Source organism: Streptomyces sp. NPDC004065 (genome assembly GCF_044903565.1).
Classification (GTDB): domain Bacteria; phylum Actinomycetota; class Actinomycetes; order Streptomycetales; family Streptomycetaceae; genus Streptomyces.
In genome coordinates this window covers 841,023-859,184 of sequence record NZ_JBJDQT010000001.1, presented here as the reverse complement: position 1 = coordinate 859,184, position 18,162 = coordinate 841,023, and the positions used below count along the sequence as shown (strand labels likewise).

Below are 18,162 nucleotides of genomic sequence, written 5' to 3'. Positions count from 1 at the left end.
AAACGCCCGGTTACATTCCGAACCCGGAAGCTAAGCCTCACAGCGCCGATGGTACTGCAGGGGGGACCCTGTGGGAGAGTAGGACACCGCCGAACAATTCTTGGGAAAACCCCGCACCTCACGGTGCGGGGTTTTCTGCGTTGTGCCCGCGTCTAAGCTCGTACACATGCGCTACGACCTCGTCATCTTCGACAACGACGGCGTCCTCGTCGACAGCGAGCCCCTCTCCAACGGGCTCCTCGCCGCCTACCTGACCGAGCTGGGGCACCCCACCACGTACGAGGACTCCATCCGCGACTACATGGGGTCGGCGATGCACCGGGTCCACGACCTGGTGCTGGAGCGCACGGGCAGGCGGCTGCCCGACGACTTCGACGACGTCTTCCACGCCCGCGTGTTCGCCGCGTTCGAGCGGGAGTTGAAGCCGGTGGCCGGCGTCGTCGAGGTGCTGGAGAAGCTCACCGCGGACGGGACGCCGTACTGCGTCGCCTCCTCGGGGAGCCACGAGCGGATCCGGGTCGGGCACCGGACCACCGGGCTGGACCGCTGGTTCGACGACAGCCGCGTCTTCAGCTCCGAGGACGTCGGGCGGGGCAAGCCGGCACCGGACCTCTTCCTCCACGCCGCGGACCGGATGGGCGTCGCGCCCGACCGGTGCGTCGTCGTCGAGGACTCCCCGCTCGGCGTGCGGGCCGCCGTGGCCGCCGGGATGGACGTGTACGGGTTCACCGCCATGACCCCCGCCGCCCGCCTCGGACAGGCCACCCGGCTCTTCTCCCGCATGGAGGAGCTGACCGGCCTGCTGGTCCGGCCCGCCGTATGACCGGGCGTGTGATCGGCTCCACGACCGGCCGTATGACGCGGGCGACCCGGCGGCACTGACATTTGTCATGCGGAGCTCCGGACGATCGTTTCTACTGCCGCCACCCCCGGTCCGCGAAGCTGAACGCATGACGACGAACACGAAGCGCGCGAACCTCGCCCCCCTGCTGGTGGACGTTGCCGTCCCGGTCGGCGGGTACTACCTCCTCAAGAACGGGTTCGGGACGAGCACGCTGGCGGCCCTGGGCTGGAGCAGCGTGGTGCCCGCCCTGCGCACCTGCTGGGGCGCGCTGCGCGAGCGCAAGGTGAACGCGCTCGCCGCGCTCATCCTCTTCGTCAACGTGGTCGGGCTGCTGCTCAGCCTGGTCTCCGGCGACCCCCGGATGATGCTCGCCAAGGACAGCGGGGTCAGCAGCGCCATCGGCATCGGCGTCCTGGTGTCGGTGGCCCTGGGCCGGCCGATGATGACGGCTGCCATGAAGCCCTGGGTCGTCAAGGGCGATGCCGCGCGTGAGGCCGCCTGGCAGCGGCTGTCGGCCGGCTCCGCGCGCTTCCGCCGGGCGGAGAGGCTGTTCTCGCTGGTGTGGGGAGCGGTGCTGCTCGGGGAGTGCCTGGTGCGGGTCGTCGGCGCGTACACGCTGCCGGTGGACACCATGGTGTGGCTGGGCACGGTGATCATGGTGGTGGCCATGCTGCTCGGCTTCTTCGTGAGCGGGGCCCTGGCCGCCGGGCCGATGGTGCACATGGTCATCGCCGAGACGAAGGCCGCCGGCCACGACGCCCCGGCCCCCTCCTCCGCCCCCGCCGGCGCTTCCGCCCCCGTCGGCGCCTCCCGGTACACCCGGGTGCACGCCCCCGTCCCCGCCGGGGAGTTGGCGACGGCCGCCGCCGAGTGACCCGGCAAAGCTGAGCCGAATTCATCTTTGGCCGGATCTACCCACAAGTAGCCCGGGGCCCTACGCTCGCCGCCATGACAGATGTGCTGCGGCGCGGCAGGGCCTCGTTGGCGTTCGGCTTCTTCGCCCAGGGCGTCGCCTTCGCCCTCCTCGTGACGCGCATCCCCGCCGTCCAGGACCGGTACGGCGTCTCGGACACGCTGTTGCCGGTCTTCCTGGCGGCCGTGCCGATCCTGGCCGGCGCCGGCAGCGTGACGACCGAGCAGCTGGTCAAGCGGGTCCGCCCCAGCCGGCTGCTGCGCTGGTCGCAGCCGGTCGTCCTGCTGGCGCTGCTGGGCGTCGGCGCCGGGGACCGGATGGCCGTACTCGCCGCCGCGCTCGCCGTGTTCGGGCTGTCGGTGGGGGCGCTGGACGCGTCGATGAACATGCTCGGGGTGAGCCTCCAGCGGGCCTACGGCCGCAGCATCATGCTCGGCTTCCACGCCGCCTACAGCCTGGGCGGCATCCTGGGCGCCTCGCTGGCCTGGGCGGGGGCGCACTGGCACCTGGCGCTGTGGGTGTCGTATCTGCCGGTGGTCCTCGTGCTGTTGCCGCTGGCGCTGGCCGGCAGCCGGTGGTACGTCGACGGCGACCCGGCCGCCGTACCGGAGGAGAGCGGCGCGGGCGGAGGCGTCCCCGGCGGCACGCTGGTCTTCCGGACGCTGCTGCCGCTGTGCCTGGTGATGACCTTCGCCTACATCGGGGACTCGACCGTCTCCAACTGGAGCGCCAAGTACCTCCAGGACACGCTGGGAAGCTCCGAGCAGCTCGCCACCGTGCCGTACAACGTGTACATGGTGACCACGCTGCTGGGGCGGGCCATCGGGGACCGGGGGGTGCGGCGGTCCGGGGCCGCGGCGGTGGTGCGGCTGGGCGCGCTGACGGCGGGACTGGGGTTCGCGGTGGTGGCCGCGGCGCCGGGGGCCTGGGTGGGGATGCTCGGGTTCACCCTGCTGGGGCTGGGGCTGTGCGTGCTGGTGCCGCAGACGTTCGCGGCGGCGGGACGGCTGTTCCCGGGCGCGTCGGACGCGGCGGTCGCCCGGCTGAACATCTTCAACTACGTGGGTTTTCTGGTCGGCTCGCCGCTCGTGGGCGCCCTCGGCGACGCCTGGAGCTATCGCGGGGCGATGCTGGTGCCGATGGCGCTGGTGCTGGTGACGTCGGTGTACGCCAGGTCGTTCGTGCCCGAACCGGACCGATACGGTGGCGGTCATGAGCGGCCGCGCACAGCTGATGTGGGACGAGGCAGTAACGGGCTATGACTTCGGGCGGGACCATCCGATGGACCCCGTCCGCCTCGCCCTGACCCGGAAACTGGTGGGCGCTCTGGGGCTGGACCGTCAGGCGCCCCTGGTGGCGGCCAGGCCGGCCGGGGAGTCGACGCTGCGCCTGGTCCACCGGGAGGACTACATCGAGGCCGTGCGGGCCGCCTCGGCCGACCCGGGCGCCGCGGACACCGCGTACGGGCTCGGGACGCTGGACGACCCCGCCTTCGCCGGGATGCACGAGGTGTCCGCGCTGATCGCGGGGCAGTCGGTGGGGGCTGCGGAGGCGGTGTGGCGCGGGGAGGCGCTGCACGCGGTGAATTTCGCGGGCGGGCTGCACCACGCCATGCCGGGCAGCGCGTCGGGCTTCTGCGTCTACAACGACCCGGCGCTGGCGATCGCACGGCTGCTCGAGCTGGGCGCCGAGCGGGTGGCGTACGTCGATGTGGACGTGCACCACGGGGACGGCGTGCAGGCGGCGTTCTGGGAGGACCCGCGGGTGCTGACGATCTCGCTGCACGAGCATCCCCGGACGCTGTTCCCGCAGACCGGGTGGCCGGAGGAGACGGGGGCCCGGTCCGCGGAGGGCTCGGCGGTGAACCTGGCGCTGCCGGCCGGGACCGGGGACGCGGGCTGGCTGCGGGCGTTCCACGCGGTGGTGCCGGAGCTGATCGCCGACTTCCGGCCGCAGGTGCTGGTCACCCAGCACGGGGCCGACACCCACTTCGAGGACCCGCTGGCGCACCTGGCGGTGTCGCTGGACGCGCAGCGGGCCGTGCAGGTCGCCTGCCACGACCTGGCACACGAGTACGCCGACGGGCGGTGGGTCGCGCTCGGCGGGGGCGGATACGCGGTGGTGGAGGTCGTGCCGCGGTCGTGGACGCACCTGGTGGGGATCGCGGTCGGGCGGCCGGTGGACCCGGAGACGGTGATCCCGGAGAGCTGGCGGCAGGAAGTCTACGCACGGACCCGGCAGTTGGGGCCGATGCGGATGACCGACGGGCGGTGGCCGGTGTCCTGGGCGGCGTGGGAGGACGGGTACGACCCGGCGGACCGGCTGGACCAGGCGATCCGGGCCACCCGCCGGGCGGTGTTCCCGCTGCGCGGGCTGCTGCCGTGACCGCGGCCGCCGGCTGCCGCCGGACCGTCCGCCGGACCGTCCGTCGGGCCGACCGCCGGGCCGTCCGCCGGGCCGTCCGTCAGGCAGGTGGGGCGGCCGGCCGTTAGGCCGACCGTGCGGTGTTGCCCGGTTCCCGGGGCCCGGCGGCGCCGGGTGCGCCAGCATCGGACGGGTGGGGAGCACCGCGGCGTTGCGCCGTCATCTTCTGGCCACCGGGCTGGCCGGGGTCGTGGCCACCACGCGGGAGGCCAGCCTGCGCCGTTACCGGCTGTTCGCGGCCCGGGATCCCCGGGTGCTGATCGGGATCGACCCCGACGGGGCGTGGGAGCAGCGTGATCTGCTCGCGTTGATGGCGGACAGGTGTGGGGTTTCGGCCGATCCACGGCACACTTCCGGCAATGATGTGATCGATCCGGCGCTGACGCTGGAGGCGCTGGACGCGTTCGCGGAGCGGCTGGGCGCGGTCGCCCGGTGCGGTGGACCCGTGCTGCTCGGCACCGGCCACCCGCACCGACTGCTCGGCTTCTACGCCTCCTTGGCGGACGCCCTGTCGTCGGCGGGATGTACCGTCCTCACCCCCGCGCAGGGTCGCTGTGTCGACATAACGACCCGGTTCGGTCTACGCACGTACAACCTCGACTACGTACGGGGCGTCGCGCTGGTGAGGCCGCCCGGCGCCGAACGCCCCGGTTGTGAGCCGGGCGCACACACGCATTCACCGCTGCCGGTTCGGCTGGCGCTCGACGCCGCCGCCGACGCCGGCGGGCCGCTGCCCGAGCTGGTGATCGGCGACCACGGCTGGGTCTGCGGTGCAGGTCAGCTGGGGTTCGAGGCCATCGGTCTGGCCGACTCCGACGACCCCGCGCCGTTCGTCGGGCAGGCGGAGGGGCGCGTGTCGGTCGTCGTTCCACTTGATGACGCCGTCCGGGCCGCTTACTACCGCCCGCTCACCCGCTACGTACTCAATCGAGCGTGTCTGTCACAGTAGGCCGCTGATGGGTGCACCTCTTCCCCACTCGCATCACCCGCCCCTAGTCTGGGGAGTGAGCACGCAGCGACGAAGAGTCACCGGAAGGGGAAGCCGGTGGCCGTCGAGTGCGGAAGGTTCAGGTGTGTCATGGCTGCAGCTGGCGAGAGGCCTCTGAACGAGGTTCAGTTCCTTACCGTGGCGGAAGTCGCCTCGGTGATGCGAGTGTCGAAGATGACCGTGTACCGTCTGGTGCACAGTGGTCATCTGCCCGCGATCCGGGTGGGGCGGTCCTTCCGCGTCCCGGAGCAAGCGGTCCACGAGTACCTCCGCGAGAGCTATGTGGGGGTGGAAACCGTCTGACGGCGACCTCGATTACAGACCTCAGCGCTCGGGCGGGTAGGCTGGCCCCTCGTAGGTCGTGTGGGCCCATGGCGCCCAAACACCGAGTGATGAGAAGTGAGCGAGGGTAGTCGTGGGCTCTGTTATCAAGAAGCGGCGCAAGCGGATGGCCAAGAAGAAGCACCGCAAGCTGCTCAAGCGCACCCGCGTCCAGCGTCGCAACAAGAAGTAGTGACGCCGGCCGCTACGCGGTAGCGCGACAACGCGGAAGCGTGTGCGTGGCCCCCCACCCCCTGCGGTGGGGGGCCACGCGTGTGTCCGGGCCGGGTGCGCGGCGCTCACGCAGGCGGAGGACGGCGGCGGTGACGGACGCGGGGAGGCGACCGGTCGACGACCGGTCGACGCCCGACCCGGGGGCCGGCGGCGGTGACGCGTTTCCGTCACGTCGCGCAGCGAGCGGTCATCACAGCGCAACATCGAACCGATAGGTTGGCCGTACGGGGGAACGCGGCGGGAGACCGGGTGGGGGACAGCCAGGTGCGGGAAGGAAGGCGCTGATCGTGGGACAGGTCGTGCTCGTGACCGGAGTGGCCCGCCAGCTCGCGGGCCGGTTCGTACGGCGCATCCAGCGTGACCCGCAGGTGGACCGGGTCGTCGCGGTGGACGCGGTCCCGCCCGAGCACCATCTGGGCGGCGCGGACTTCGTCCAGGCGGACATCCGGCACCCCACCATCGCCCGGGTGCTCGCCGAGACCTCCGCGGACACCGTGGTGCACATGGACGTCACCGGCACCCCGCTGGGCAGCGGCAGCCGGGCCACGGTCAAGGAGACCAACGTCATCGGCACCATGCAGCTGCTCGGCGCCTGCCAGAAGTCGCCGAACGTCAGACGGCTGGTGGTGAAGTCCAGCACCAACGTCTACGGCTCCGCGCCCCGGGACCCGGCCGTGTTCACCGAGACCACCCCGGCCAAGTCCCTGCCCAGCGGCGGGTTCGCGAAGGACACCGTCGAGGTCGAGGGCTATGTGCGGGGCTTCGCGCGGCGGCGGCCGGACGTGGCCGTGTGCGTGCTGCGGTTCGCCAACATCCTCGGCCCGTCGGCGGACACCCCGCTCGCCTCGTACTTCTCGCTGCCGGTCCTGCCGACCGTGTTCGGCTACGACCCGCGGCTGCAGTTCGTGCACGAGGACGACGTGATCGAGGTGCTGCGCATCGCCGCCCACGAGGCCCGGCGCGGCACCCTCAACAGCGGCACGTTCAACATCGCCGGGGACGGCGTGCTGCTGCTGTCGCAGTGCTCCCGCCGGCTCGGCCGCCCCACGGTGCCGCTGCTGCTGCCGGCGGTCACCTGGGCGGGCTCCCTGGTGCGTACCCTGGGTATGACGGACTTCTCACCCGAGCAGATCCGACTGCTCACCCACGGCCGGGTCGTGGCCACCGACCAGATGCGCGAGACGCTGGGCTTCACCCCCAAGTACACGACCGCGGAGACCTTCGCGGACTTCGTCCGCAGCCGCGGCCCCGGACTGCTGCCGCCGGAGGCCCTCGCCGGGGCCGTCGACCGGATGGCCGCCCTGTCCCAGCGGGTCGCCGGCCACCTCCCGAAGCAGAGCGCCAACTGAGGAGCGCAGCAACGATGGCGGACGCCAAGGTCATTCCGTTCGACGACGACCGGTCCCGCGGGGGTGCCGCACAGCGGCCGTCGCGGCGCCGCAGCGCGGGCAGCAGGCGCTCCGGGGGCGATCCCGCGGTGGTCCGCGAGGTCCAGGCCCTGCCCACCAGGGCGGGCGCGGGCGATGATGTCCCCGTGACCGGTGAGGGCGCCGAGCAGGAGCAGCGGCCCCGGCCGCCGCGCGAGACACGGCGGCCGGACGACGGCGGCCTGGAGCGGCGCATCGCCTCCGGCCTGTCGTTCCTGCGCCGCCGCCTGACGGGCGACTACGAGGTCGACGACTTCGGCTACGACGCCGAGCTCACCGACCAGGTGCTGATGTCCCTGCTGCGCCCGGTGTACGAGAAGTACTTCCGGGTGGATGTGAAGGGCGTCGAGAACATCCCGAAGGAGGGCGGTGCCCTGCTCGTGGCCAACCACTCGGGCACGCTGCCGCTGGACGGGCTGATGATGCAGGTCGCCGTGCACGACCACCATCCGGCCGGGCGCCATCTGCGGCTTCTCGCGGCCGATCTGGTGTTCGTGCTGCCGGTGGTCAACGAGCTGGCCCGCAAGCTCGGGCACACCCTGGCGTGCGCGGAGGACGCCGAGCGGCTGCTGGCGCAGGGCGAGCTGGTGGGGGTGATGCCGGAGGGCTTCAAGGGCATCGGGAAACCTTTCGGCGAGCGCTACAAGCTCCAGCGCTTCGGCCGCGGCGGCTTCGTGTCCACGGCGCTGCGCCAGGGCGCGCCGATCATCCCCTGCTCGATCGTCGGGGCCGAGGAGATCTACCCGATGATCGGCAACGCCAAGACGCTCGCCCGGCTGCTGGGCTTCCCGTACTTCCCGCTGACGCCGACCTTCCCATGGCTGGGCCCGCTGGGTGCGATCCCGCTGCCGACGAAGTGGACGATCCAGTTCGGCGAGCCGATCCGCACGGACGGCTATCCGCCGGAGGCGGCCGAGGACCCGATGCTGATGTTCAACCTGACCGACCAGGTCCGCGAACAGATCCAGCACACGCTCTACAAGCTGCTGGTGCAGCGCAGGTCGGTGTTCTTCTAGGCCGTCGGCCGGCGTTCTTCGGGGCCCGCTCGCGCAGGCCGTTCTTCGGGGCCCGCTCACGCTCGAGGGGCGCTTCCCGGCGACGGGAGGCGCCCCTCGGACGTGGCGCGGTGGTGCCCCGCCCTACTTGGCGTCCTCGCCCTCGATGCCGAGGCCCGGCAGCAGTCCGGGCAGGAGGGGCGGGATGGTGACGTCGGTGCCGCCCGAGGGCGACTTGCTGGCGGACGGGGACGCGCCGCCGCTGGACTTCGGCGGGTCGAGCAGGCCGCCCGTGGAGCCGCCGATCAGGCCCTCGCTCTCACTGCCGGAGCCGGCCGGCCTGCTCGGGCCGCCGCTGCCGGACCGGTGGCCGTCGGAGGGCGCGCCACTGCTCTTGCCGGGCCGGGCGGCGTGGCCCGGGCCGGAGGAGGCGGTGGAGGTGGGGCCGGCGCCGCGGCGTCCGGTGTCGCCACCGGGGGTCGTGGGCTCGGGGAGCAGCGACTGGAGCGGGGCGACCTCCTGGTCTATGGCGTCGAACACCGACGTCACCTGGTCACTGACGTCGCCCAGCTGCACGGGCAGCCGGTCCCGCAGGGCGCCCCAGGCCTGGCGGTGGGACCGCGAGAAGGCGGACAGGGCCTGCATGGGGCCCAGGGACCCGGGGTCGCGCTCGTAGGCCTGGTGCAGCAGGCGGTGGCCCTCGGTCGCGTCGCGCCGCATGCCGTCGAGGGTGCGGCGGATCTCGCCGAGCGACTCGTGGTCGAGGTGGCCGCCGCGGGAGCGTTCCATCAGCCGGCGGGCCTCGCTCAGCCGGGTCGAGGCCAGGTCGAGATAGGCCTGCCCCTGCTCGTCGGCGCCGTCGGTCAGATAGTTGAGCTTGAAGTCCTCGATGCCGCGCTTCAGGCCGTAGAGGGAGTCACCGGGGAGGGCGTCGGAGCTGGCCGCGGCCACGCCGCCGAAGGCGCTCGCCGCCACGCCCACGCCGAGTCCGCCGGCGGCCAGACCCTTGGTCAGCCGGGTGCGCGGCCGCAGTTTCCCCAGGCCGCTCGCGCGGTGGGCGCCGTGTGCCCGGTGACCGCGCTGCCCGGGTACGGCACGGTCCGCCTCGCCGTCGGCGGCGCCCTCCTTCAGCATGGCCTCCATCGCGGCCACCAGCCGGGCCCGCTGGACCACCTTGACCTCGGGGTCGAGCTCCGGCCGGGGCAGCGCGCCGAGACCGGTGGCGAGGGCCAGCAGCCGGCCCTGCTCGGTCCGTTCCGCCGCGGCCGGGGCCGGCATGGGTCCTTCGGGCTGCTGCGCCGCCGTGCCCTGGCCGGACCGTTCCTCCAGGGCCTGGGCGAAGGCGTTCGCCCGCCGGTGCGCCGATACGTTCGCGATCACTGGCGGCACCTCCTCTCGTCATGACGGTCGACTCCCCGGGGGTCTCGGGGGTTGCACGTCTCCGGCCACGTCCACACGGACGAGTGATCAGGATTGGCCAGGGCGTGACCACAGGGAGCCTGTATCCCGCACAACGAGCGGCTCGGCACTTGGGTTACGGATGGCCGAGCACCGAATGGAGAAGTCAACACGCCTCAACGGAAAGTGAGTTGGACGTCGCCGAGCGTGTCCGGCTCAGCGGGCGTCGTCCGGGAGGAGCCGGGCGAGAGTGCGCACGGCCCGGTACTGGAGGGTCTTGATGGCGCCCTCGTTCTTGCCCATGACGCGGGCGGTCTCCGCCACGGAGAGGCCCTGGAGGAAGCGGAGCGTCACGCACTCCTGCTGCTGGGGGTTGAGCCGCCGTACGGCCTCGAGCAGTGCGGCGTTCGACAGGTGCTCGAGGACGGAGTCCTCGGGGGAGCGCTCGACCTCGTTGGCGTCGAGCATCTCGCCGGTGGTGACCTCGAGGCGGAAGCGGCTGGACTTGAAGTGGTCGGCGACCAGGTTGCGGGCGATGGTGACCAGCCAGGCGCCGAAGTCCCGGCCCTGCCAGGTGAAGGTGCCGATGCGGCGCAGGGCGCGCAGAAAGGTCTCACTGGTGAGGTCCTCGGCGGTCGCCCGGCCGCCGACCCGGTAGTAGATGTACCGGTAGACGGTGTCGCTGTACTGGTCGTAGAGACGGCCGAAGGCGTCGGCCTCGCCGGCCTGGGCGCGCTCGACGAGCTCCATCATCCGGGCGCTGTCGCTGTCCGCGGCCGGCCGGCGCACGGCCGTGCCGGCGGCCGGCCGCGCGCGCCGGCCCGCCGCCCGTCCGTCCCCCGACCGCCGTCCCTCGACGACGGCGCTGCGTGCGGGCCCCTGCTGCATGCCCTCGGCCAGCGCGTAGCACGGGCCTGCGGGGGCGGTGGCGAAGGCGGGGCCGGCGTACGCGGTGGGGACGAGTTCGCGCAGCAGGTCCAGGACCGTTGCGCGGAGCGTAGCCAGGCCCGAGGCGTCAACCCCGACGTGTGGGTACACGGGACTCCCAGAGGCAGAGCTTCCATCACGTGCAGTGCGGAACCGTTCACCCGTCGTAGCGACGAAGGGGTACCGGTTTGCGTCTGAGGAGAATAACGCTTCGTACAGGCGCTGCTACACCGAGTTGCTCAAATCATCGATTACGTCGGTTCCGTAACCGATTGACGCCCTTTCAGGTGTCCGAGAGTGACCGACTGGCGATCGATTCGGCTCGTTGTCGGTATGGATCGGGGGCGGGTTGTGGCGGTGTACCGCCAACAGGAGTGGTCGGCGCGGGGCGTGGGTACGTTCGGTTTTCCGGCCGCGAATCCGTGTCCGGGCGCGCGCCGCGGCCCCGTGCGCCGCTCGGGGGAGTGGCAGGGAGTGACGTGTGCGCCGGGAGGGGCCGTAGGGCCGAAGGGGCGGACAGCGGTACGGACGGGCGGCGCCGTCGGTGCCACCGGCGCTGTCGGCGTTACCGGCGCCGCCGGTGCAGCGCGATCGCCGCCGCCGTGCCGCCGGCCACCGCGCCGACGCCCGCCGCCGCGGGGATGCCCACCTTCGCCGCCTTGCGGCCCGTGCGGTAGTCGCGCAGCCGCCAGTCCATCTCCCGGGCGTGGCGGCGCAGCTTGGCGTCGGGGTTGATGGCGTAGGGGTGGCCGACCAGCGACAGCATGGGGATGTCGTTGTGGGAGTCGCTGTAGGCGGCGCAGCGGCTCAGGTCCAGGCCCTCGGCCGCCGCGAGGGCGCGCACCGCCTCGGCCTTCGCCGGGCCGTGCAGCGGTTCGCCGACCAGCCGGCCGGTGTAGACGCCGTCGACGGACTCCGCCACCGTGCCGAGCGCGCCGGTCAGTCCCAGGCGCCGGGCGATGACCTGGGCGATCTCCACCGGCGCCGCCGTGACCAGCCACACCTTCTGGCCGGCGTCCAGGTGCGCCTGGGCGAGCGCGCGGGTGCCCGGCCAGATCCGCTCGGCCATGTACTCGTCGTAGATCTCCTCGCCGATCGACTGCAGTTCGGCGACGCGGTGGCCCTGCACGATGGACAGCGCCGAGTCGCGGGCCTCCTGCATGTGCTCGGGGTCCTCGACCCCGGCGAGCCGGAACCACGCCTGCTGCCAGGCGAAGCGGGCGAGGTCGCGCGTCTGGAAGAACTTCCGCTTGTACAGGCCCCGTCCGAAGTGGAACAGCGCGGCGCCCTGCATCACGGTGTTGTCCAGGTCGAAGAAGGCGGCGGCCCGCTCGTCCCCGTGCACGGGGAACTCCGCCTCCTCCTCGGCGGACGGCGCGAGGGCCTCCGCGTTCTCCTGCGAGGACTTGCGCGCTGCCTCCGCCGAGGCCTCGCCTGCCAACACGCTCCGCGCCGTGGCGGAGCGCCTACGGGGGGTGAGCCATCCGAGAGCGGCCATGGCGTGAGCATAGCCAGTCTGTTCGGTGGTTCCGGAGCTGAGAGGTTCGAACACCGTGAACTCTGCGCGACCGTGTCGTTAAAGAAGCGGTGCGTGCGGCGCGCCGGCGTGCGGACGGCGGCTGGTGCGGCCGGGCGGACCGGATCGTGCGGCCGGGGTTCCGCCCGGGCGCGGCGGGGCGAGAATGGCCGGCATGAGTCCCATCCTCCGCCGCAAGTCCCCCGAGCCGGGCGACCGGCTCGTCACTCTGGTCCGCAAGCCCGGCTGCCACCTGTGCGACGACGCGCAGCTCGTCGTGGAGAAGGTGTGCGCCGACCTCGGTGTCCCCTGGGAGCGGAAGGACATCACCGAGGACCGGGAGCTGTACGACCGGTACTGGGAGCAGATCCCGGTCGTGCTGATCGACGGTGAGCAGCACACTTTTTGGCGGGTCAACGAGGAACGGCTGCGCAGGGCGCTCACCGGCTGACCGCGGGCCGACGGCGCGCGGATGCCCGTCCGCCGACCGGCCGCCTCGCGACCGGCCGGCCGCCCGCGGAGCCCCGCCCGCCGACCGGCCGCCAGCGGAGTCCCCGCCCACCGACCGACCGGCCGCCCGCGAACGCACCGCCCGCCGACTGACCGGCGAGTCCAAACTGCCGGAAATTGGCTTAGGATCGACGGCGGCTAGGTCTCGGGGGCGGGGATCGTAGAGGAGAGTGTGCGGTTTTGCCCCCAGTAAGGAAGGAACGCGGGTGCGGGTGCGCCGGTTCCGCCGGCGTGCGCCGGGGGCGCGTGACCCCGGTCACGTTGGCCGGGCAAATCGGACACCATCTTTGTGCACGCGTTCACAAAGACATAGCCTGCTGTCGACGGGGCGGTCTGGGGACATATGACCGCCCGCAGCCCCGCTCTACCCGCAGGAGCACCGTGGCAACTGGCCGAACTCACCGACCGGCGACCCGCAGCCGAGGGATTCCCGAGGCCACCGTCGCCAGGCTTCCGCTGTACCTCCGGGCCCTGACCGCGCTGTCGGAGCGCTCGGTGCCCACGGTCTCCTCCGAGGAGCTCGCCGCGGCGGCGGGGGTCAACTCCGCGAAGCTGCGCAAGGACTTCTCCTACCTCGGCTCCTACGGAACGAGGGGCGTGGGGTACGACGTCGAGTATCTCGTGTACCAGATCTCGCGGGAACTCGGGCTGACCCAGGACTGGCCGGTTGTCATCGTCGGTATCGGCAACCTGGGCGCCGCGCTCGCCAACTACGGGGGCTTCGCCTCCCGCGGTTTCCGCGTCGCCGCCCTCATCGACGCCGACCCGGCGCTGGCCGGGAAGCCCGTCGCCGGCATCCCGGTCCAGCACACCGACGACCTGGAGAAGATCATCCAGGACAACGGCGTCTCGATCGGCGTGATCGCGACCCCCGCGGGCGCCGCCCAGCAGGTCTGCGACCGGCTCGTGGCCGCCGGCGTCACCTCCATCCTGAACTTCGCGCCGACCGTGCTGAACGTCCCCGACGGGGTCGACGTGCGCAAGGTCGACCTCTCCATCGAGCTGCAGATCCTCGCCTTCCACGAGCAGCGCAAGGCCGGCGAGGAGGCCGTGGCCGAGGCCGCGCTGCCCGCCGCCGCTGCCGCCGGGCGCGAGGACTCCGCGGACCAGGGACCCGACGGGGACGTGCCCGCCGTGATGCCGGCATGAGTCTCCTCGTCGTCGGACTGAGCCACCGCAGCGCTCCCGTGAGCCTGCTGGAGCGCGCGTCCCTCAACGCGGACGACCGGGTCAAGCTGCTGCAGGACACGGTCGCCGCGGAGCCGGCCGCCGAGGCCGCGGTGCTGGCCACCTGCAACCGCATCGAGCTGTACGCCGACGTGGACAAGTTCCACGCGGGCGTCGCCGAGCTGTCCACGCTGCTCGCCCAGCACAGCGGGGTCGGCCTGGAGGAGCTCACCCCCTACCTCTACGTGCACTACGAGGACCGGGCCGTCCACCACCTGTTCTCGGTGGCCTGCGGACTGGACTCCATGGTCGTCGGCGAGGGGCAGATCCTCGGCCAGATCAAGGACTCCCTGGCCACGGCCCAGGAACTGCACACCGCCGGGCGGCTGCTGAACGACCTGTTCCAGCAGTCGCTGCGGGTCGGCAAGCGCGCCCACTCCGAGACCGGCATCGACCGCGCCGGGCAGTCCCTGGTCACCTTCGGCCTGGAGCAGCTCTCCCGCGGCGCCGACGTGCAGGCCTGGGCGCACGGCAAGCGGGCCCTGGTCATCGGCGCCGGCTCGATGTCCTCGCTGGCCGCCGCGACCCTGGCGCGCTCCGGGGTCGCCGAGATCGTCGTCGCCAACCGCACCCCCGAGCGCGCCGAGCGCCTCGCCCGCGTCCTCACCGAGGGCGACGACACCGGCGTACGGGCCCGCGCGGTGCCGATGGACGCGGTCCCGGCCGAACTGACACGTGCCGACATCGCCGTCTCCTGCACCGGCGCGACCGGGCTCGTGCTGACCGCCGGGACGATCGCCGCCGCGGTCGAGAGCCGCACCGGCGCCCCCGCCGTCACCGAGGCCGCGGACACGACGGCGCCCGGCGCCGCCGCGGCGCACACCGGCGGCCGCATCGCCGGGGCGGCGGAGGCGCGGGAGACCCCGCTGCCGCCCGCCGGCGTCGGCGCCGAGGAGGGCTGCCCGCTCGACCTGGCCGCCGTCGAGCCCGGCTTCTCGTTGCTGGGCGAGTCCGCCGTGGCCGGCATCGACGCCGCCACCCTGGAGCAGCACGGCACCTGGGTCGACAACGGCACGGTCGACCGCCGCGAGTCCGCCCGCGGCGCCGTCGAGGCCGACGCCGAACTGATCACCGCGCTGGCCGCGACGGTCGCCACCGTCGGCCGGATCCCGGAGCGGCGCCGGCCCGAGCCGGTCGCCGTGCCCCCGCGGCCCGCGCCCGTCCTCCACCTCCTCGACCTCGCCATGCCGCGCGACGTCGACGCCGCCGTGCACCGGCTGGCCGGGGTGCGCCTGGTGGACATCGAGTCCCTCGCGGAGGCGTCCGCCGACGCCCCGATGGCCGCCGACGTCGACCAGGTCCGCCGTATCGTGTCCGACGAGGTCGCGGCCTTCGGCGCGGCGCAGCGGGCGGCGCGCATCACGCCGACCGTGGTCGCCCTGCGCACCATGGCCGCCGATGTCGTGGCCGGCGAGATCGCCCGCCTGGAGGGGCGGCTGCCCGGCCTGGACGACAAGCACCGGGCGGAGATCACCCAGACCGTGCGGCGCGTGGTGGACAAGCTGCTGCACGCGCCGACCGTACGGGTCAAGCAGCTCGCGGCCGAGCCCGGCGGGGCCGGGTACGCGGACGCGCTGCGCACCCTGTTCGACCTCGACCCGGAGACGGTGGCCTCCGTCTCCGTGGCCGGGGACAGCACCGAGAAGAACGCCAGAACCGAGGGCCAGGAATGACTGAGAAGGCACTGAGGCTCGGGACCAGGCGGAGCAAGCTCGCCATGGCCCAGTCCGGGCAGGTGGCGGACGCCGTGAGCCAGGTGACCGGTCGGCCCGTCGAGCTCGTGGAGATCACCACCTACGGTGACGTCTCCCGCGAGCACCTCGCGCAGATCGGCGGCACCGGCGTGTTCGTGGCCGCGCTGCGCGAGGCACTGGCGCGCGGCGAGGTCGACTTCGCGGTGCACTCGCTCAAGGACCTGCCCACCGCGCAGCCCGACGAGCTGGTGCTGGCCGCCGTACCCGAGCGCGAGGACCCGCGGGACGTGATCGTCGCCCGGGACGCGCTGAAGCTCACCGACCTGCCGCGCGGCGCCCGCATAGGCACCGGCTCCCCGCGCCGCATGGCGCAGCTGAACGCGTACGCCCGCACGCACGGCCTCGACATCGAGACGGTCCCCGTCCGGGGCAACGTCGACACCCGCGTCGGCTTCGTGCACAAGGGCGAGCTGGACGCGGTGGTGCTGGCCGCGGCCGGCCTCAACCGCCTCGGCCGCGCCGACGAGGTGACCGACTTCCTGTCGGTCGACACGGTTTTGCCCGCCCCCGGCCAGGGGGCACTGGCGATCGAGTGCGCCGCGGACAACGCGGACCTGATCGCCGCGCTCGCCCGGCTCGACGACCCGCTCACGCGGGCCGCCGTGACCGCCGAGCGGTCACTGCTCGCCGCCCTGGAGGCCGGCTGCAGCGCACCCGTGGGCGCGCTGGCCGACCTTCCCCCACTCTCGGATCCGCTCGAGCGGGGGGACTCCCGGGCCGACCGGCAGATTGTCAAGGAAATGCGCCTGCGGGGCGTCGTCGGGACCACCGACGGCACCACGCTGGTGCAGCTGTCCACCACCGGTCCCGTGCCCGGGACGCAGGAGCAGGCGATGGCGCTCGGTCGCGAACTCGCCACCGAGATGCTCGCCCAGGGCGCGGCCGGTCTGATGGGGGAGCGAGCACATTGAGCCCCACCACCCTTTCCGCCGGCCTCGAACACGGGCACGTCACCTTCCTCGGTGCCGGACCCGGAGATCCGGGACTTCTCACACTGCGCGCCGTGGAGGCGCTGGCGAACGCGGACGTCCTCGTCGCCGAGCACGAGGTGCTCGACGTCGTGCGCGCGCACGCCCGGCAGGGCGTCTCCGTCGTGCACACGGACGCGGATCCCTCGCCGGACCCGCTCACGGGCACGCCCCAGCTCACGGTCGTCGACGGCACGTCAGCGACCGCGGGCGTTCCCGCCGTGCGGGATGCCTCACATCTTGTCATGGAGGCCGCGCGCGGCGGCAGGCGGGTCGTCCGTGCGGTGTCCGGGGACCCGGGACTTGATACGTACGCCGCGGACGAAATGCTCGCCTGCGCCGCCGCCGGAGTTCCCTTCGAGGTCGTCCCCGGTGTCGCGACCGCCGTCGGCGTGCCCGCGTACGCCGGTGTGCCGCTGCGCGACCCCGAGGGCGCGGACGTCCGGTTCGTGGACGCCCGTACCGCCTCCGACCGCTGCTGGACGGAGGTGGGCGCCTCCGACGGCACCGTGGTGGTCTCGGCGACGCTGGAGACGGTCGCCGCGGCGGCCGGCGAGCTGGTCGCCGCGGGCCGCAAGCCCGACACCCCGATGACGGTCACCGTCGCCGGCACGACCACGCGCCAGCGCACCTGGACCGCCACCCTGGGCACCATCGCGCAGACGCTGAAGCAGGCCAAGGTGCTGCCCTCCCCGGAGGGCGGCCGCCCAGTGATAGCCGTGGTCGGCGAGCGCAGCGCCGCCGCGCGGCGCGACCAGCTGTCGTGGTTCGAGTCCAAGCCGCTGTTCGGCTGGCGGGTCCTCGTCCCGCGCACCAAGGAGCAGGCGGCCTCGCTCTCGGACCAGCTCCGCTCCTACGGCGCCGTGCCCCACGAGGTCCCGACCATCGCGGTCGAGCCGCCGCGCACGCCCCAGCAGATGGAGCGCGCGGTCAAGGGCCTGGTCACCGGCCGCTACGAGTGGATCGCGTTCACCTCGGTCAACGCGGTGAAGGCGGTGCGCGAGAAGTTCGAGGAGTACGGGCTGGACGCCCGCGCCTTCGCGGGCATCAAGGTCGCGGCGGTCGGCGAGCAGACGGCCAAGGCCCTGATCGCCTTCGGCGTGAAGCCGGACCTGGTGCCGAGCGGCGAGCAGTCGGCGGCGGGTCTGCTGGAGGACTGGCCGCCCTACGACCCGGTCTTCGACCCGATCGACCGCGTCTTCCTGCCGCGCGCCGACATCGCCACCGAGACCCTGGTGGCGGGACTGATCGAGCTGGGCTGGGAGGTCGACGACGTCACGGCCTACCGCACCGTACGCGCCTCGCCGCCCCCGGCGGAGACCCGCGAGGCGATCAAGGGCGGCGGCTTCGACGCGGTGCTGTTCACCTCGTCGTCGACGGTCCGGAACCTGGTGGGCATCGCGGGCAAGCCGCACAACGTCACGGTGATCGCCTGCATCGGCCCGGCGACGGCGAAGACGGCGGAGGAACACGGCCTGCGCGTCGACGTGATGGCCCCCGAGCCGTCCGTCCACAAGCTGGCCGAGGCCCTGGCCGAGTTCGGCCTGCGCCGCCGCGCCGCCGCCCTGGAGGCGGGCGACCCGGTCACCCGCCCGAGCGAGCGGAGGCCGGGGGCACGGAGGCGGCGGTCCACGACGTGAGGCCGTGAACACGCGGGACGACGACGGCGGGGTGCCCCAGGAACCGGGGCACCCCGCCGTCGTCCCGCCGTCAGCG

17 protein-coding genes and 1 rRNA gene are annotated in these 18,162 nt (G+C 73.1%); 15 read left to right on the top strand and 3 right to left on the bottom strand.

Going from position 1 to position 18,162, the window contains the following annotated elements; genetic code table 11:
* The 10 genes from rrf to ACI2LW_RS03865 all read left to right on the top strand — a co-directional run.
* A 5S ribosomal RNA gene (gene rrf / locus ACI2LW_RS03910) occupies positions 1 to 95 on the top strand; the annotation flags it as partial.
* 71 nt (positions 96 to 166) lie between these two features.
* Positions 167 to 823: an HAD family hydrolase gene (locus ACI2LW_RS03905; protein WP_404729473.1), complete on the top strand. Its 657-nt coding sequence runs from the start codon at positions 167 to 169 to the stop codon at positions 821 to 823.
* A gap of 127 nt (positions 824 to 950) precedes the next feature.
* On the top strand, positions 951 to 1,718 hold the full coding sequence (locus tag ACI2LW_RS03900; RefSeq protein WP_404729472.1) for a VC0807 family protein: 768 nt from the start codon (positions 951 to 953) through the stop codon (positions 1,716 to 1,718).
* Between the two features lie 74 nt (positions 1,719 to 1,792).
* The gene (locus ACI2LW_RS03895) at positions 1,793 to 3,019 is read left to right on the top strand and encodes an MFS transporter (RefSeq protein ID WP_404729471.1); all 1,227 of its coding nucleotides are present in this window, start codon (positions 1,793 to 1,795) and stop codon (positions 3,017 to 3,019) included.
* Positions 2,970 to 4,142, top strand: a complete 1,173-nt coding sequence (locus ACI2LW_RS03890) for an acetoin utilization protein AcuC (protein WP_404729470.1) — start codon at positions 2,970 to 2,972, stop codon at positions 4,140 to 4,142. Before ACI2LW_RS03895 ends, ACI2LW_RS03890 begins: the two co-directional genes overlap by 50 nt.
* 172 nt (positions 4,143 to 4,314) lie before the next feature.
* Entirely contained in the window at positions 4,315 to 5,130 is an 816-nt protein-coding gene (locus tag ACI2LW_RS03885) for a phosphatase (RefSeq protein ID WP_404729469.1), read from the top strand.
* Between the two features lie 129 nt (positions 5,131 to 5,259).
* A complete protein-coding gene (locus ACI2LW_RS03880) occupies positions 5,260 to 5,472 on the top strand; it encodes a helix-turn-helix domain-containing protein (RefSeq protein ID WP_159045100.1) in 213 nt (70 codons plus the stop codon).
* Positions 5,473 to 5,584: 112 nt separating this feature from the next.
* Positions 5,585 to 5,683: a 30S ribosomal protein bS22 gene (locus ACI2LW_RS03875; RefSeq protein ID WP_003948845.1), complete on the top strand. Its 99-nt coding sequence runs from the start codon at positions 5,585 to 5,587 to the stop codon at positions 5,681 to 5,683.
* 328 nt (positions 5,684 to 6,011) lie between these two features.
* The gene (locus tag ACI2LW_RS03870) at positions 6,012 to 7,073 is read left to right on the top strand and encodes an NAD-dependent epimerase/dehydratase family protein (protein WP_404729468.1); all 1,062 of its coding nucleotides are present in this window, start codon (positions 6,012 to 6,014) and stop codon (positions 7,071 to 7,073) included.
* A gap of 14 nt (positions 7,074 to 7,087) precedes the next feature.
* Positions 7,088 to 8,167, top strand: coding sequence for a lysophospholipid acyltransferase family protein (locus tag ACI2LW_RS03865; RefSeq protein WP_404729467.1), 1,080 nt, complete (start codon positions 7,088 to 7,090; stop codon positions 8,165 to 8,167).
* A 123-nt stretch (positions 8,168 to 8,290) separates the two neighbouring features.
* Here the strand turns inward: ACI2LW_RS03865 and ACI2LW_RS03860 are convergent, their stop codons facing one another.
* The 3 genes from ACI2LW_RS03860 to ACI2LW_RS03850 form a co-directional block, all read right to left on the bottom strand.
* Positions 8,291 to 9,526, bottom strand: a complete 1,236-nt coding sequence (locus ACI2LW_RS03860) for a DUF5667 domain-containing protein (RefSeq protein WP_404729466.1) — start codon at positions 9,524 to 9,526, stop codon at positions 8,291 to 8,293.
* 234 nt (positions 9,527 to 9,760) lie between these two features.
* Entirely contained in the window at positions 9,761 to 10,582 is an 822-nt protein-coding gene (locus ACI2LW_RS03855) for an ECF subfamily RNA polymerase sigma factor, BldN family (protein WP_404729465.1), read from the bottom strand.
* 454 nt (positions 10,583 to 11,036) lie between these two features.
* Positions 11,037 to 11,969, bottom strand: coding sequence for an HAD family hydrolase (locus ACI2LW_RS03850; protein ID WP_404729464.1), 933 nt, complete (start codon positions 11,967 to 11,969; stop codon positions 11,037 to 11,039).
* Positions 11,970 to 12,153: 184 nt separating this feature from the next.
* On the opposite strand from ACI2LW_RS03850, the gene ACI2LW_RS03845 reads away from it, so the two are divergent.
* The 5 genes from ACI2LW_RS03845 (at position 12,154) to ACI2LW_RS03825 (ending at position 18,086) form a co-directional block, all read left to right on the top strand.
* The gene (locus ACI2LW_RS03845; RefSeq protein ID WP_404729463.1) at positions 12,154 to 12,438 is read left to right on the top strand and encodes a glutaredoxin family protein; all 285 of its coding nucleotides are present in this window, start codon (positions 12,154 to 12,156) and stop codon (positions 12,436 to 12,438) included.
* A gap of 440 nt (positions 12,439 to 12,878) precedes the next feature.
* A complete protein-coding gene (locus ACI2LW_RS03840) occupies positions 12,879 to 13,646 on the top strand; it encodes a redox-sensing transcriptional repressor Rex (RefSeq protein WP_404729462.1) in 768 nt (255 codons plus the stop codon).
* Positions 13,643 to 15,397, top strand: a complete 1,755-nt coding sequence (locus ACI2LW_RS03835; RefSeq protein WP_404729461.1) for a glutamyl-tRNA reductase — start codon at positions 13,643 to 13,645, stop codon at positions 15,395 to 15,397. Before ACI2LW_RS03840 ends, ACI2LW_RS03835 begins: the two co-directional genes overlap by 4 nt.
* Complete coding sequence (gene hemC, locus ACI2LW_RS03830) at positions 15,394 to 16,389, top strand: hydroxymethylbilane synthase (RefSeq protein WP_404729460.1); 996 nt, start codon at positions 15,394 to 15,396, stop codon at positions 16,387 to 16,389. Before ACI2LW_RS03835 ends, hemC begins: the two co-directional genes overlap by 4 nt.
* Complete coding sequence (locus tag ACI2LW_RS03825; protein WP_404729459.1) at positions 16,386 to 18,086, top strand: uroporphyrinogen-III synthase; 1,701 nt, start codon at positions 16,386 to 16,388, stop codon at positions 18,084 to 18,086. The genes hemC and ACI2LW_RS03825 overlap by 4 nt, the downstream gene beginning before the upstream one ends.
* Positions 18,087 to 18,162: the final 76 nt, after the last annotated feature.

Coding starts and splice junctions, on each gene's coding strand:
- hemC (WP_404729460.1), top strand. CDS start 15,394: ATGACTGAGAAGGCACTGAGGCTCGGGACCAGGCGGAGCAAGCTCGCC.
- ACI2LW_RS03905 (WP_404729473.1), top strand. CDS start 167: ATGCGCTACGACCTCGTCATCTTCGACAACGACGGCGTCCTCGTCGAC.
- ACI2LW_RS03865 (WP_404729467.1), top strand. CDS start 7,088: ATGGCGGACGCCAAGGTCATTCCGTTCGACGACGACCGGTCCCGCGGG.
- ACI2LW_RS03900 (WP_404729472.1), top strand. CDS start 951: ATGACGACGAACACGAAGCGCGCGAACCTCGCCCCCCTGCTGGTGGAC.
- ACI2LW_RS03850 (WP_404729464.1), bottom strand. CDS start 11,969: ATGGCCGCTCTCGGATGGCTCACCCCCCGTAGGCGCTCCGCCACGGCG.
- ACI2LW_RS03890 (WP_404729470.1), top strand. CDS start 2,970: ATGAGCGGCCGCGCACAGCTGATGTGGGACGAGGCAGTAACGGGCTAT.
- ACI2LW_RS03895 (WP_404729471.1), top strand. CDS start 1,793: ATGACAGATGTGCTGCGGCGCGGCAGGGCCTCGTTGGCGTTCGGCTTC.
- ACI2LW_RS03880 (WP_159045100.1), top strand. CDS start 5,260: ATGGCTGCAGCTGGCGAGAGGCCTCTGAACGAGGTTCAGTTCCTTACC.
- ACI2LW_RS03845 (WP_404729463.1), top strand. CDS start 12,154: ATGGCCGGCATGAGTCCCATCCTCCGCCGCAAGTCCCCCGAGCCGGGC.
- ACI2LW_RS03835 (WP_404729461.1), top strand. CDS start 13,643: ATGAGTCTCCTCGTCGTCGGACTGAGCCACCGCAGCGCTCCCGTGAGC.